The organism is Pseudomonas sp. 05N36 (genome assembly GCF_056397385.1).
This window is the reverse complement of sequence record NZ_JBFTNH010000024.1, coordinates 89967-103742: the sequence shown is the minus strand read 5'-3', so window position 1 is coordinate 103742 and position 13776 is coordinate 89967. Positions and strand designations below refer to the sequence as shown.

Below are 13776 nucleotides of genomic sequence, written 5' to 3'. Positions count from 1 at the left end.
TTCAGCACGCCCTCAACCGCTGGGCAATGCCCTCTGATTCAATGAACCCAGAGCGCCCGGACATAAGGGCAAGCCAACCGGCGACTCAAAATCCAACCAGATGCTGCTTACCTTCAAGCGTCTCCATGCGCAAAACACTGCGCCCCCCCCGAAAAACTCAAACCAGACCATTACGCTGCGCAAGCTCGATCAGGTCTACCAGCGAACGAGCATTGAGCTTTAATAGCAGACGCGTTTTGTAAGTACTGACGGTTTTATTGCTGAGGAACATGCCATCGGCAATTTCCTTGTTGGTCTTGCCTCGGGCCAACTGTTGTAAAACCATCATCTCCCTTCCCGACAGACGATCCACCATGTCTGCTTCACTTGCGTTCCCCAAACTTGAGCGAACCGAGTGCAACGCCTGATTCGGAAAGTAGCTATATCCTGACAATACAGCCTTGATTGCACTGAGCAACTCGGTGAGGTCCTGCTGTTTGCAGACATACCCGGCAGCCCCTGCCTGCATGCAACGCATTGAAAAGTGACCGGGGGCCTGCGATGTCAAGACCAACACTTTCAAAGGCATGGTGGTCGAGGTCAAGCGTGCAATAACTTCCAGGCCATCCAGTTTCGGAATACCGATATCCAGTATCACGATATCCGGCATCTGTTCACGGGCAAGTTGCAAGGCATCGACACCATTGTCCGTTTCGGCAATGACTTCGTAGCCATGACGCTCCATTAGCATACGTACAGCAAGACGAATGACGGGGTGATCATCCACGATCAGCACTTTATTCATGGGCAAGTCCAATTTCGCTGTTCGAATTTTTAGAGCCCGCACAATAGCGTAGTCGTTTCGACCTTGGGATGCTGCCCAGCCCAACCACCTACACCGAGAGACAATCCCTACAAACAACAAGGATTTTCCCTACAGGATTTCATAGAAAACAATGTCGCTTAAAGTTTATTCGAAGCTTTACCCTCCCCCGGTCATCTGTATTTTTTCTGCGGACATCAAAAAAAAAAAAACAGCTGACAATACACACGCCACCCCGGCCATTCATGAAACATGAGTCTATTATCAAAACACCCCGTTTTCACCCGTCTACATTAATCACACTAAAACAAGGCTATTGATCCGTTAAAAATAGTGATAAAACTGCAAAGCAGACCGGCCTACGAAACCTTTACAAAAAGTAATAAATCAATACCCGACAACCACTACCATTTAATATTTTCACCCACAAGGAATTCACTATAGATCACTATTCAACGAGTAATCAAAATGACAAAAACTCAAAAAAAATATCCAACCCAATGACCATAATTGCAATATTCGCGACGCTCTCCGAAACGTCGGCAGCCGTATCGTTGCCTTTTCTTGACAACGAGGAGCGCCAGACTTACATCTGGTTTCTGATCAGTTTCCCTTTTTACCTGATCTTTTTATTTTTTATCACACTCAACTTTAACTACAAATCGCTGTATGCGCCTTCTGATTTTCAAAAGAGCAAGCAGTTTGTAAAAGTCATCGACGATGCTACTCGACCAGAAAAAAACAGAGACACCCCCATCAACGACCCTGTTGAAGAGGACAATCAACCCTACTCAATCAAAGGACGTAAACCCGACTATCTGCTTCAGAGCGCGCCCGCTCCACCCGCCTATATAACCTTCATCGCGAACCTTTCGACCCAACACCCGGTGTCTTTACCTGCGTCAATACACAGCATACGGATCATTGATGCACGATGGATTCGCAAAAAGAAAGATATCGACAGTTTGATGAGCTTGCTCTATTCAAGGAAACACCACCACCGTGAAGTGATCGTCTTTCTAACGAGCGGCGAGTCGGAACATTTGATTAACGAAAGAGCACTCAAAAAATCAGATGCAAAAGCGTTGGAATCCAAAGAGTCTTTTTACATGAGTTATAACTTGAGCACCTTGGCGGTGACCGTCGTCAGCCGGCACTGACACCGACCCAGTACAGTGGACGAGTAAACAGTCTCTGACAGAGACAGAACAGAAAGGGGGGGGTACCGACAATCCAGGAAGTTAAAAAACCAAGTCCTGGCGACACGGATTCAGGAGACAAACAGCCACACACGAATTCTTCGATCACATTGTGGCCCCGTTACAAACGGGGCCACAATCGTCGATCATGCCAACCGCATCAGAACAGCTTGCGGCCTTTGTTTGCGGCGATGCGCATACGCAAAGCGTTCAGCTTGATGAAGCCGGCTGCATCAGCCTGGTTGTAGGCGCCGCCATCTTCTTCGAAGGTAGCAATGTTGGCGTCAAACAACGACTCGTCAGACTTGCGACCGGTAACGATCACGTTGCCTTTGTACAGCTTCAGGCGAACCACGCCATTCACATGCGCCTGGGAAGCATCGATCATCTGTTGCAGCATCAGACGCTCAGGGCTCCACCAGTAACCGGTGTAGATCAGGCTGGCATATTTAGGCATCAGCTCGTCTTTGAGGTGAGCCACTTCGCGGTCCAGAGTGATCGACTCGATCGCCCGGTGAGCACGCAGCATGATGGTGCCGCCCGGGGTTTCGTAGCAGCCACGGGACTTCATGCCGACGTAACGGTTCTCGACGATGTCCAGACGGCCGATACCGTGTTCGCCACCGATACGGTTCAGGGTCGCCAGCACGGTAGCCGGAGTCATTTCGACGCCGTCCAGTGCAACGATGTCGCCGTTGCGGTAGGTCAGCTCCAGGTACTGCGGCTTGTCAGGAGCGTTCTCCGGGGAGACAGTCCAGCGCCACATGTCTTCTTCGTGCTCGGTCCAGGTGTCTTCCAGCACGCCGCCTTCATAGGAGATGTGCAGCAGGTTGGCGTCCATCGAGTACGGGGATTTTTTCTTGCCGTGACGCTCGATCGGGATCGCGTGCTTCGCCGCATAATCCATCAGCTTCTCGCGCGACAGCAGGTCCCACTCACGCCAAGGGGCAATTACTTTCACGCCTGGCTTGAGTGCATAGGCGCCCAGTTCAAAACGAACCTGGTCGTTGCCCTTGCCGGTCGCGCCGTGGGAAATGGCATCTGCGCCGGTTTCGTTGGCGATTTCGATCAGGCGTTTGGCGATCAACGGACGAGCGATGGAAGTACCCAGCAGGTACTCGCCTTCGTAAACGGTGTTGGCGCGGAACATCGGGAAAACGAAATCACGCACGAATTCTTCGCGCAGATCGTCGATGTAGATTTCTTTTACGCCCATGGCTTGTGCCTTGGCACGGGCCGGCTCGACCTCTTCACCCTGACCCAGGTCAGCGGTAAAGGTCACCACTTCACAGTTATAAGTATCCTGCAGCCACTTGAGGATCACCGAAGTGTCCAGGCCGCCGGAATACGCCAGAACGACCTTGTTTACGTCCGCCATGCCATCACTCCACGGGGTTCTACGGAAAGCCGAGAAGTCTACCGCTGCGAGAGGATAAATTACAGAGGCGCGACAGCTTATGATGACGAAGCGACAGATTATGTCGAGCGGGCGACGATTTCAGCCGGTTCAGGAGGTCGTTGCGGCACTGCTTGCCGAGCTGACTTGCGGCGCCGGTTTATCGGTGGGTGCAACGCGCTCAAGGTGAACGTTGACCCGGCGATTCTTCGCCCGATTGGCGGTGTTGGTGTTGGGGGCCAACGGATAACGCTCGCCGTGAAAACGCATCGTGATTTGCGACTCCTGAATGCCATTGGCCTTGAAGAAGTCCATTACCGCCAGCGCTCTGCGCCGGGACAGGTCACGGTTGGTCAGGCGATTGCCACTGTTATCGGAATGACCGTCGAGTTCGATGTGATTGACCGTCGGGTCGGCCTTCATGAAGTTCAGCATGACCTGCAGCTTGGCCTTGGCCTGCGCGTCCAGATCGATACCACCGCCCGGAAAACCAACCACAGCCTGCTTCACCTGCTCGTAATTCATCGGCAGCAACTTGGCGACACACGCCTGATAATCGGCGTAGGCCTTGCTGAAACTGACCGGCAACAAACGGACTTCCGACACTCCGCCATCGCGCGAATAATGACGAATCAGCGGACTGCGACCGTCCATCAAACCGCCGATAAGGCGTCCAGCCTGGAGTTGCGAGCTGTTGAACAGCACATCACCGCTGCCAACCTTGACCGACCCCAGATTGATATCGCCGCGCCCCGGCTGCCAAGGCGCAGCGGCGGCCAGCAACGTCGCCGAACCGCCGGCGATCATCGGGTTGTAGGCCTTCAGACGAAAGGTGGCCTGTTCGCCTGCGCGCCGCACGAACTCGCCCGAGCCGAAATCGGCAATCGGCTGGCTCAGGCGACATTCGAACTTGTCGCCTTCGACCGTCCACTCGATGCTCTCCAGACGCGTCTGGAAAGTGAGCGCCATGGCAGGAAGGCTGGCAAACACGCTGAGCAAGGCTAAATAACGCTGGCGCACGGGAGGCTCCACTGGCTTCTACAACAAAAAGACCGATACACATGATTACGGCATACCTTTGTCATATCGGTTGCTTGCTGCAAAACTTGATAGCGAGTGCCTGGATGAGTCTTTTCCGGTAGCATTCCCTTGAGTTTGACCCGCCTGGAATCCCCAATGTCCGACCGCCTGACCCTGCTGCGTCCCGACGACTGGCATATTCATCTTCGCGATGGTGCTGTGTTGCCCAATACTGTCGCGGATGTCGCGCGCACCTTTGGTCGCGCCATCATCATGCCTAACCTGGTACCACCGGTGCGTAACGCCGCTGAAGCCGACGCCTATCGCCAGCGCATTCTCGCTGCGCGCCCGGCCGGCAGCCGTTTCGAACCGTTGATGGTGCTTTACCTGACCGACCGGACTACACCCGATGAAATTCGCGAGGCCAAGGCCAGCGGTTTCGTTCACGCCGCCAAGCTGTATCCGGCTGGCGCGACCACCAACTCGGATTCCGGTGTTACCAGCATCGACAAGATCTTCCCTGCGATCGAGGCCATGGCCGAGGTCGGGATGCCCTTGCTGATTCACGGTGAAATCACCCGCGGCGACGTCGATGTCTTCGACCGCGAAAAAATCTTCATCGACGAGCACATGCGTCGGGTCGTGGAGCGCTTCCCAACGCTCAAAGTGGTGTTCGAACACATCACCACCCGCGATGCCGTGCAGTTCGTCAACGAGGCTTCGGCCAACGTTGGCGCAACCATCACCGCTCACCACCTGCTGTATAACCGCAACCACATGCTGGTGGGCGGGATTCGTCCGCACTTCTATTGCCTGCCGATTCTCAAGCGCAATACCCATCAGGTCGCCCTGCTTGACGCCGCTACCAGCGGCAGCGAGAAGTTCTTCCTGGGCACAGACTCGGCCCCGCACGCCCAACACGCCAAAGAAGCCGCGTGTGGCTGTGCCGGTTGCTACACCGCTTATGCCGCGATCGAGATGTACGCCGAAGCCTTTGAACAGCGCAATGCGCTGGACAAGCTCGAAGCCTTCGCCAGCCTCAACGGCCCGCGCTTCTACGGCCTGCCGGCGAACACCGACCGCATTACCCTGGTCCGCGAAGAATGGACCGCCCCAACCAGCCTGCCGTTCGGCGAGCTGACTGTCATCCCGCTGCGCGCCGGTGAAAAACTGCGCTGGCGCCTGCTGGAGGAACACGCGTGAGTGAAGACCATTTCGACGACGAACAGGAAAGTTCAGGCGGAGGTGGTTCACGTCACCCGATGGCAGCCAGGTTCCGTGGATACTTGCCGGTTGTCGTCGACGTTGAAACCGGTGGTTTCAACTGTGCCACTGACGCCTTGCTGGAAATTGCCGCCACGACCATCAGCATGGACGAAAAAGGTTTTGTGTACCCCGATCACACCTATTTCTTCCGTGTAGAACCGTTCGAAGGCGCCAACATCGAAGCCGCGGCGCTGGAGTTCACCGGGATCAAGCTCGATCACCCACTGCGCATGGCCGTGAGTGAAGAAGCGGCACTGACCGACATCTTCCGTGGCATACGCAAGGCGCTGAAAGCCAACGGCTGCAAACGGGCGATCCTGGTCGGCCATAACAGCAGCTTCGACCTGGGCTTCCTCAATGCCGCCGTTACGCGCCTGGACATGAAGCGCAATCCGTTTCACCCGTTCTCCAGCTTCGACACCGCGACACTGGCCGGTCTGGCTTACGGTCAAACGGTCCTGGCCAAAGCGTGCCAGGCTGCCGATATCGACTTCGACGGTCGCGAGGCCCACTCGGCTCGCTACGACACCGAGAAGACTGCCGAGCTGTTCTGCGGCATCGTCAATCGCTGGAAACAAATGGGCGGCTGGGAAGATTTCAACGACTGATTCAGTCGCAGGATTTATCCCGCCCATAAAAAAACCGGCCTCAGCGGCCGGTTTTTTTATGCCTGACGCGTGGCTTACAGCTTGCCAGCGTTCTCGGTCAGGTAAGCAGCAACGCCTTCTGGCGAAGCAGTCATGCCCTTGTCGCCTTTTTTCCAGTTGGCCGGGCAAACTTCGCCGTGCTCTTCGTGGAATTGCAGGGCGTCGACCAGACGAATCAGCTCTTCCATGTTACGGCCCAGTGGCAGGTCGTTGACGATTTGCGAGCGAACAACGCCCTTGTCGTCGATCAGGAATGCGCCACGGAAAGCCACGCCGCCTTCGGACTCAACGTCGTAGGCCTTGGCGATGTCGTGCTTCATGTCAGCAGCCATGATGTACTGAACCTGACCGATGCCGCCGGCATTGATCGGGGTGTTGCGCCAGGCGTTGTGGGTGAAGTGCGAGTCGATCGAAACAGCGATCACTTCAACGTTGCGTGCCTTGAAGTCAGCCATGCGGTGGTCCAGAGCGATCAGCTCGGACGGGCAGACGAAGGTGAAGTCCAGTGGGTAGAAGAACACCAGGCCGTATTTGCCTTTGATGGCCGAGGACAGGGTGAAGCTGTCAACGATTTCGCCATTGCCGAGTACGGCCGGTACGGTGAAGTCAGGGGCTTGTTTGCCTACGAGTACGCTCATTGGATATCTCCTGGTGTGGTGGCGTGAAGAACGGCATCGAACCAGTCTGTCGCGAACAAACGACAGGTTCATGACTCGAGTGCCCTTCGCAAAGACCGCACATCATACACCGCGTTTTTCGCCTGTCCTTAGCGCTTTTTACAACGACATCAAAAACCTCGGCGCAGGCTTATTGACACCATCCCGGGCCGCATTATGCCGTTCGTCAGGCAATCGCTGCTCTGGCGTAAAGCCTGCCGAAACCACTTTGACAATCATTCTCGTTAACATTAAGATCCGTCGCAACCGAGCCATAACCCACGACGGTTCTCAATTTATGTATGTCTGCCTTTGCACTGGTGTCACCGACGGAAAAATCCGCGATGCGATCTATGAAGGTTGCTGCAGCTACCGCGAGGTACGCCAGGCCACCGGCGTTGCCGGCCAGTGCGGAAAATGCGCCTGCCTTGCCAAGCAAGTGGTACGCGAAACCTTGGCCGAATTGCAATTGAGCCAGGCGGCGATCCCCTACACCGTAGAATTTTCGGCAGCGTAAATAGTACATTTTAAAGAACCGGACTTAGCGTCCGGTTTTTTTATGCCTGTAATTCAATCGCTTAGCGTTAGGATGCGGAACACAAACATTCTTATTCCGATTAATTTTCATATAGTATTCAATAACTTAGGTTTGACACTAACAACTACCCGGCTCAAACTTCGCCGCCTATAGGGTAATTAAAGGGCAGGACCCCACATGAAAGGCGACATCACGGTTATCCAGCACCTCAACAAGATTCTTGGCAATGAGCTGGTCGCAATCAATCAGTATTTCCTGCATGCACGCATGTATGAAGATTGGGGCCTGAACAAGCTCGGCAAGCACGAGTACCACGAATCCATCGACGAGATGAAACACGCGGACAAGCTGATCAAGCGCATCCTGTTCCTCGAAGGCCTGCCAAACGTCCAGGACCTGGGCAAGCTGCACATCGGCGAGCACACCAAGGAAATGCTTGAGTGCGACCTGCGCATCGAGCGTACTGGCCATGCCGACCTCAAAGTGGCTATCGCTCATTGCGAAACAGTCGGGGACTTCGGCAGCCGTGAACTGCTTGAAGACATTCTCGAATCCGAAGAAGAGCATATCGACTGGCTGGAAACTCAACTGAGCCTGATCGATAAAGTCGGTCTTGAGAACTATCTGCAATCGCAGATGGGCGACGAGTAAGTTCTACGGCACTGATCTCGACTCAATAAAAAAGCCCCGCCCTCTTACGAGAGGCGGGGCTTTTTATTACCAGCAAGAGCGGCCAGACGGCCGCTGCTGCCTATCAATCAGGCTTCGGTCTTGCCAGCAGCAGCTTTGGCCGCAGCGTCTTTGATCAGGGCCTGCAACGAACCGTCAGCGGCCATTTCAGTCATGATGTCGCTACCACCGACCAGCTCACCAGCGACCCACAATTGCGGGAAGGTTGGCCAGTTGGCGTACTTTGGCAGGTTGGCACGGATTTCCGGGTTCTGCAGGATATCCACGTAAGCGAACTTCTCACCACAGCCCATGACGGCCTGAGCGGCTTTCGCGGAGAAGCCACACTGTGGGGCATTCGGCGAGCCTTTCATGTAAAGCAGAATGGTGTTGTTAGCAATCTGCTCTTTAATAGTTTCAATGATATCCATGGAGCACCTCGGCTGAACTTTCCGACTCAGTTGTCGGCACGGTGACGCATTGTAACGGAAAGCCGAGCGCCATGCTCGGTCTCCCCGACAGACACTTACGCTGCCGCGACGGTCACCGGTACACCATTAAGCGCCGCGTTTCCGGACAACTCATCGAGCTGGCGCTCATCAGTCAGGTCATTGGCGCTGGAGCCTGGCTGGCCCATGGCAATGGTCATCTGCACGCCCGGCCGGGCATGGCCCCAACCGTGCGGCAGGCTGACCACACCTTTCATCATCTCGACACTGCTCAGCACTTCGACTTCGATTACCCCGACCCGTGAACTGACCCGCACCCGCTGCCCATCGCTGAGCCCGCGACTGGAAAGATCGTCCGGGTGCATCAGCAACTGATGACGCGGTTTGCCTTTCACCAGACGGTGGTAGTTATGCATCCATGAGTTATTGCTGCGCACATGGCGGCGGCCGATCATCAACAGCTCATCGGCAGCCGGCGCCTGCAATGCGGCAAACCGCGCAAGGTCGGCCAGGATCTCCGGCGGCGCCGCCTGCACGCGCTGGTTGGCGGTTTTCAGACGCGGTGCCAGGTTTGACTGAAGAGCACCAAGGTCGACCCCATGAGGATGATCGAACAAATTAGCCACCGACAGTTTATGCGGCGACGCATCACCATAGCGCCCGGCTCGCAAACCGAGGTCGATCATCTTCGCCGGCGGCATCGTCGGCTTCAGCTCTTTGCCAGTCTTCGCCGCAAAGGCTTGGGCCAGACCGACGAAAATCTCCCAATCGTGCAGCGCACCGTCGGGCTTGGGCAGGATTGCCCGGTTGAAACGGCTGACGTTGCGCACCGCGAACATATTGAACGTGGTGTCGTAATGATCGTTTTCCAGCGCCGAGGTCGACGGCAGAATCAAGTCGGCATAACGCGTGGTCTCGTTGATATACAGGTCGATGCTGAGCATGAACTCCAGCCCGTCCAGCGCCTGCTCCAGTTGCCGGCCATTAGGCGTCGACAACACCGGGTTACCGGCTACGGTGATCAACGCCCGCACCTGCCCTTCGCCTTCGGTGAGCATCTCTTCGGCCAGCGCCGAGACTGGCAACTCACCGGCGTATTCCGGACGGCCAGACACGCGGCTTTGCCAGCGATTGAAATGCCCGCCCGAGGTCGATGCCACCAGGTCAACGGCAGGCTCGGTGCACAGTGCACCGCCGACCCGATCCAGGTTGCCGGTGACCAGATTGATCAGTTGCACCAACCAATGACACAAGGTGCCGAACGCCTGGGTCGAAACGCCCATACGGCCATAGCACACGGCGGTCTTCGCGGCGGCGAAGTCTCGCGCCAACTGACGAATCTGCTCGGCCGGCACGGCGCACAGCGGGCTCATGGCCTCGGCACTAAAGGATGCGACGGCCTGACGAACCTCCTCCAACCCGTCTACCGGCAAATGACTGTCGCGGCTCAAGCCTTCAGCGAATACGGTATTGAGCAACCCGAACAACAGCGCCGCATCACCGCCTGGACGGACAAATATATGTTGATCGGCAATCGCTGCCGTTTCGCTGCGACGCGGATCGACCACCACCACTTTGCCGCCTCGGGCCTGAATCGCCTTCAAGCGCTTTTCGACATCCGGTACGGTCATGATGCTGCCGTTGGAGGCCAGTGGATTACCGCCCAGGATCAGCATGAAATCGGTGTGATCGATGTCCGGTATCGGTAGCAGCAAACCGTGGCCGTACATCAAATGGCTGGTGAGATGCTGAGGCAATTGATCGACCGAGGTTGCAGAGAAACGGTTGCGGGTTTTGAGCAAGCCAAGGAAGTAATTGCTGTGGGTCATCAACCCATAGTTGTGCACGCTGGGATTGCCCTGATAAACCGCCACGGCGTTTTGACCATGGCGCTCCTGAATCGCAGACAGGCGTTCGGCCACTAGTGCAAATGCCTCGTCCCAGGCGATCGCTTGCCACTCGCTGCCGACCCGCAGCATCGGCTGTCGCAGGCGGTCGGGGTCGTTCTGGATATCTTGCAGCGCCACCGCCTTGGGGCAGATATGGCCGCGACTGAAGCTGTCCTGCGGATCACCCTTGATCGAGGTGATTTGCACGCCAGCGTCGTCGGATGCGGTGGTTTCGATGGTCAAGCCGCAAATGGCTTCACACAGGTGGCAGGCACGGTGATGAAGAGTCTTGGTCATGGCCATTCTCTGTTTTATTCGAGGCAACCGGCATCCGGTTGCGGGAACAAAACTATGGGCTGTGACCGAGCGCTGCGCCAGCGACGTTCGTCTTGTGAATCGAGGCCCATCAGGCCCGCCGATATTAGCCTTGGGGAAGGCTGGAGGGCGCTTGAAGCTGGATTTCCTGGATGGTTTCGATCTGCTCCTGGGCAATGTGCACACCCGTGAGTTCGCCGATCAGCCGCCAGTGCTCGTCGAGCCCGGCGCTGACGGTGGCCATGCGGTCGATCATCCGTCGACCTGCAGCCTTGGTTACCTCATCCTCGCTGCGCATCAACTCAAAGGACATTGAGGTCATGGAAGCGGTCAGATGAGTCAGGGTGCGCGCCGTGAGACCCAGCAGTTCCAGCAATTGCTGTTCTTTCGATTCCATTCCAAAGGCTTCCTGTGTCACTCGTGACTTAGTTATAACCCAGCACTTTGCATTAGCAAATGTTTCAAGCGAAGGCAGGCTGGATCCTGCCTGCAACTACCCTGCCCGACAGGTCAGAAACCGACCGAGACTGCGCTTTGCCCGCCCCGCTTGATTGCCAAGGCGCGCGAGGGCAGTGTACAAAGAGGTCGCTGCTGTCAGGAAACAGGCTTCAAAAGCGCTACTGCGGTTATCCCGTAGCCTCTCTGAAATCCCCTAAAAACCGTAGCCCTATTGGTAAGACGCGACATTTAATGTCAATATCGCGTCTTCCCCTATTTCGTCGCCCCGTGCGGCTTTCGCCGCAGGTCTCGCCCGTTTTTCAGTTAAACAAGGCTTTGAGTATCTGCGGTCTGTTGCAAAAAGGTAGTCAATGATGAGCGCAAGGCACTTTCTCTCCCTGATGGATTGCACGCCCGAAGAGCTGGTCAGCGTGATCCGTCGAGGCATTGAGCTCAAAGACCTGCGTAACCGCGGCGTACTGTTCGAGCCGTTGAAAAATCGCGTACTCGGGATGATCTTCGAGAAATCCTCGACGCGCACCCGGCTGTCGTTTGAGGCCGGCATGATCCAGCTTGGCGGCCAGGCGATCTTCCTGTCGCCCCGTGACACCCAACTGGGCCGCGGCGAACCGATCGGCGACTGCGCCATCGTCATGTCGCGCATGCTCGATGCGGTGATGATCCGTACCTTTGCCCACAGCACCCTGACCGAATTCGCCGCCAACTCGCGCGTGCCCGTGATCAACGGCCTGTCCGATGACTTGCACCCGTGTCAGTTGCTGGCCGACATGCAGACCTTCCTCGAACATCGCGGCTCGATCCAGGGCAAGACCGTGGCCTGGATCGGCGACGGCAACAACATGTGCAACAGCTATATAGAAGCCGCCATCCAGTTCGACTTCCAGCTGCGCGTCGCTTGCCCTGAAGGTTACGAGCCAAACCCTGAATTCGTGGCCAAGGCCGGCGATCGGGTGACCATCGTCCGCGATCCTCGGGAAGCAGTACGCGGCGCACATCTGGTCAGCACCGACGTCTGGACCTCCATGGGCCAGGAAGAAGAAACCGCCAAGCGCCTCAAGCTGTTCGCACCGTTCCAGGTTAATCGAGCCTTGCTCGATCTGGCTGCCGAGGACGTGTTGTTCATGCACTGCCTGCCCGCCCACCGCGGTGAAGAAATCAGCCTCGACCTGCTCGACGACCCGCGTTCGGTTGCCTGGGATCAGGCCGAGAACCGTTTGCATGCGCAAAAGGCTCTGCTCGAGTTTCTCGTTGAGCCGGCATATCACCACGCATGAGTCATCCATTACTGCTGAACGTGCGTAATCTGGCCTGCGGTTATCAGGACCAGCGGGTCGTCCAGAACCTCAACCTGCACCTCAATGCCGGTGACATCGGTTGCCTGCTCGGCTCTTCCGGTTGCGGCAAAACCACCACGCTGCGGGCGATTGCAGGCTTTGAGCCGGTTCACGAAGGGGAAATCCAGCTGGCCGGTGAAACCATCTCCAGCGCCGGTTTCACCCTCGCGCCGGAGAAACGTCGGATCGGCATGGTGTTCCAGGACTACGCACTGTTCCCGCACCTGAGCGTGGCCGAGAACATCGCCTTCGGCATTCGCAAGCATCCACAGAAGGATCGCGTCACCGAAGAGATGCTTGAGTTGGTCAACCTGAAGCACCTCGGCAAGCGCTTCCCCCACGAACTTTCTGGCGGCCAGCAACAACGTGTTGCACTGGCCCGGGCGTTGGCACCGGAGCCGCAACTGCTGTTGCTCGACGAACCGTTCTCCAACCTCGATGGCGAACTACGCCGCAAGCTCAGCTATGAAGTCCGGGAGATCCTCAAGGCCCGTGGTACCAGTGCGATTCTGGTGACTCACGACCAGGAAGAAGCCTTTGCCGTCAGCGATCAGGTTGGCGTGTTCAAGGAAGGTCGACTGGAGCAGTGGGACACGCCTTACAACCTCTACCACGAACCGCAAACACCGTTTGTGGCGAGCTTTATCGGTCAGGGCTATTTCATTCGCGGTCAGCTGCAGACCCCGGAATCGGTACAGACCGAACTGGGTGTACTGCGCGGTAATCGTGCGTACACCTGGCCTGCCGGTGGCGCGGTGGATGTGTTGCTGCGCCCGGACGATATCGTTTACGCGCCCGACAGCCCACTGAAGGCACGGATCGTTGGCAAGACCTTTCTGGGTGCATCGACGTTGTATCGCCTGCAGTTGCCGACCGGCAGCCAACTGGAATCGATCTTCCCGAGCCATGCCGATCACCTGGTCGGCGCCGATGTCGGCATTCGCGTGGCCGCCGAGCACCTGGTGCTGTTCCAGGCGGCCGGCAGCACAGCGGCGCATATTCCAGCGGCAGAGTCCGGAGTTCGTCGGTACAGCGCTGCCAGTTGAACACAGCGGACCAATGTGGGAGCGAGCCTGCTCGCGATGGCTGCGCGTCAGTTAACGATGATGTCGACTGATACTCCGCCATCGCGAGCAG

Annotated in this window: 14 protein-coding genes; 7 read left to right on the top strand and 7 right to left on the bottom strand. The window is 56.7% G+C overall.

What is annotated here, in order from left to right; translation table 11 throughout:
• Positions 1–157: 157 nt before the first annotated feature.
• Positions 158–784 (bottom strand): response regulator transcription factor, encoded by a 627-nt coding sequence (locus tag AC1DIH_RS24860; RefSeq protein ID WP_054593803.1) that lies wholly within the window; start codon positions 782–784, stop codon positions 158–160.
• Positions 785–1302: 518 nt separating this feature from the next.
• On the opposite strand from AC1DIH_RS24860, the gene AC1DIH_RS24855 reads away from it, so the two are divergent.
• Positions 1303–1962 carry a hypothetical protein gene (locus tag AC1DIH_RS24855; RefSeq protein WP_477773644.1) on the top strand — a complete coding sequence of 220 codons (660 nt, stop codon included), beginning with the start codon at positions 1303–1305 and terminating at the stop codon, positions 1960–1962.
• A 199-nt stretch (positions 1963–2161) separates the two neighbouring features.
• On the opposite strand, the gene AC1DIH_RS24850 is transcribed toward AC1DIH_RS24855, so the two are convergent.
• The gene (locus AC1DIH_RS24850) at positions 2162–3379 is read right to left on the bottom strand and encodes an argininosuccinate synthase (protein WP_019693354.1); all 1218 of its coding nucleotides are present in this window, start codon (positions 3377–3379) and stop codon (positions 2162–2164) included.
• A 129-nt stretch (positions 3380–3508) separates the two neighbouring features.
• Positions 3509–4417, bottom strand: a complete 909-nt coding sequence (locus tag AC1DIH_RS24845) for a flagellar protein MotY (protein ID WP_477773643.1) — start codon at positions 4415–4417, stop codon at positions 3509–3511.
• 156 nt (positions 4418–4573) lie between these two features.
• On the opposite strand from AC1DIH_RS24845, the gene pyrC reads away from it, so the two are divergent.
• Together pyrC and rnt are read left to right on the top strand one after the other, a co-directional pair.
• On the top strand, positions 4574–5620 hold the full coding sequence (pyrC, locus tag AC1DIH_RS24840; protein ID WP_123584130.1) for a dihydroorotase: 1047 nt from the start codon (positions 4574–4576) through the stop codon (positions 5618–5620).
• Positions 5617–6291, top strand: a complete 675-nt coding sequence (rnt, locus tag AC1DIH_RS24835) for a ribonuclease T (protein WP_103315097.1) — start codon at positions 5617–5619, stop codon at positions 6289–6291. The genes pyrC and rnt overlap by 4 nt, the downstream gene beginning before the upstream one ends.
• 74 nt (positions 6292–6365) lie before the next feature.
• Here rnt and AC1DIH_RS24830 read toward each other — a convergent pair whose 3' ends face one another.
• Positions 6366–6968, bottom strand: a complete 603-nt coding sequence (locus AC1DIH_RS24830; RefSeq protein ID WP_019693358.1) for a peroxiredoxin — start codon at positions 6966–6968, stop codon at positions 6366–6368.
• A 316-nt stretch (positions 6969–7284) separates the two neighbouring features.
• Here AC1DIH_RS24830 and AC1DIH_RS24825 point away from each other — a divergent pair, with 316 nt between their 5' ends.
• Together AC1DIH_RS24825 and bfr are read left to right on the top strand one after the other, a co-directional pair.
• Positions 7285–7503, top strand: a complete 219-nt coding sequence (locus AC1DIH_RS24825) for a bacterioferritin-associated ferredoxin (RefSeq protein ID WP_477773658.1) — start codon at positions 7285–7287, stop codon at positions 7501–7503.
• A 198-nt stretch (positions 7504–7701) separates the two neighbouring features.
• On the top strand, positions 7702–8175 hold the full coding sequence (gene bfr / locus AC1DIH_RS24820) for a bacterioferritin (RefSeq protein WP_019693360.1): 474 nt from the start codon (positions 7702–7704) through the stop codon (positions 8173–8175).
• 107 nt (positions 8176–8282) lie between these two features.
• On the opposite strand, the gene grxD is transcribed toward bfr, so the two are convergent.
• From grxD to AC1DIH_RS24805, 3 genes are all read right to left on the bottom strand, one after another.
• Entirely contained in the window at positions 8283–8624 is a 342-nt protein-coding gene (gene grxD, locus AC1DIH_RS24815) for a Grx4 family monothiol glutaredoxin (protein WP_019693361.1), read from the bottom strand.
• Between the two features lie 95 nt (positions 8625–8719).
• Positions 8720–10828, bottom strand: coding sequence for a molybdopterin oxidoreductase family protein (locus tag AC1DIH_RS24810; RefSeq protein ID WP_477773642.1), 2109 nt, complete (start codon positions 10826–10828; stop codon positions 8720–8722).
• A gap of 124 nt (positions 10829–10952) precedes the next feature.
• On the bottom strand, positions 10953–11243 hold the full coding sequence (locus AC1DIH_RS24805) for a hypothetical protein (RefSeq protein WP_477773641.1): 291 nt from the start codon (positions 11241–11243) through the stop codon (positions 10953–10955).
• 415 nt (positions 11244–11658) lie between these two features.
• Here AC1DIH_RS24805 and argF point away from each other — a divergent pair, with 415 nt between their 5' ends.
• A complete protein-coding gene (gene argF, locus AC1DIH_RS24800) occupies positions 11659–12579 on the top strand; it encodes an ornithine carbamoyltransferase (RefSeq protein WP_477773640.1) in 921 nt (306 codons plus the stop codon).
• The gene (locus AC1DIH_RS24795) at positions 12576–13685 is read left to right on the top strand and encodes an ABC transporter ATP-binding protein (protein WP_477773639.1); all 1110 of its coding nucleotides are present in this window, start codon (positions 12576–12578) and stop codon (positions 13683–13685) included. The genes argF and AC1DIH_RS24795 overlap by 4 nt, the downstream gene beginning before the upstream one ends.
• The last annotated feature ends 91 nt before the right edge of the window (positions 13686–13776 follow it).

Bases quoted from the DNA above. Each gene is read 5' to 3' on its own strand.
- AC1DIH_RS24860 (WP_054593803.1), bottom strand. From the start codon at position 784: ATGAATAAAGTGCTGATCGTGGATGATCACCCCGTCATTCGTCTTGCT.
- AC1DIH_RS24855 (WP_477773644.1), top strand. From the start codon at position 1,303: ATGACCATAATTGCAATATTCGCGACGCTCTCCGAAACGTCGGCAGCC.
- AC1DIH_RS24850 (WP_019693354.1), bottom strand. From the start codon at position 3,379: ATGGCGGACGTAAACAAGGTCGTTCTGGCGTATTCCGGCGGCCTGGAC.
- pyrC (WP_123584130.1), top strand. From the start codon at position 4,574: ATGTCCGACCGCCTGACCCTGCTGCGTCCCGACGACTGGCATATTCAT.
- AC1DIH_RS24830 (WP_019693358.1), bottom strand. From the start codon at position 6,968: ATGAGCGTACTCGTAGGCAAACAAGCCCCTGACTTCACCGTACCGGCC.
- AC1DIH_RS24825 (WP_477773658.1), top strand. From the start codon at position 7,285: ATGTATGTCTGCCTTTGCACTGGTGTCACCGACGGAAAAATCCGCGAT.
- bfr (WP_019693360.1), top strand. From the start codon at position 7,702: ATGAAAGGCGACATCACGGTTATCCAGCACCTCAACAAGATTCTTGGC.
- grxD (WP_019693361.1), bottom strand. From the start codon at position 8,624: ATGGATATCATTGAAACTATTAAAGAGCAGATTGCTAACAACACCATT.
- AC1DIH_RS24810 (WP_477773642.1), bottom strand. From the start codon at position 10,828: ATGACCAAGACTCTTCATCACCGTGCCTGCCACCTGTGTGAAGCCATT.
- AC1DIH_RS24805 (WP_477773641.1), bottom strand. From the start codon at position 11,243: ATGGAATCGAAAGAACAGCAATTGCTGGAACTGCTGGGTCTCACGGCG.
- argF (WP_477773640.1), top strand. From the start codon at position 11,659: ATGAGCGCAAGGCACTTTCTCTCCCTGATGGATTGCACGCCCGAAGAG.
- AC1DIH_RS24795 (WP_477773639.1), top strand. From the start codon at position 12,576: ATGAGTCATCCATTACTGCTGAACGTGCGTAATCTGGCCTGCGGTTAT.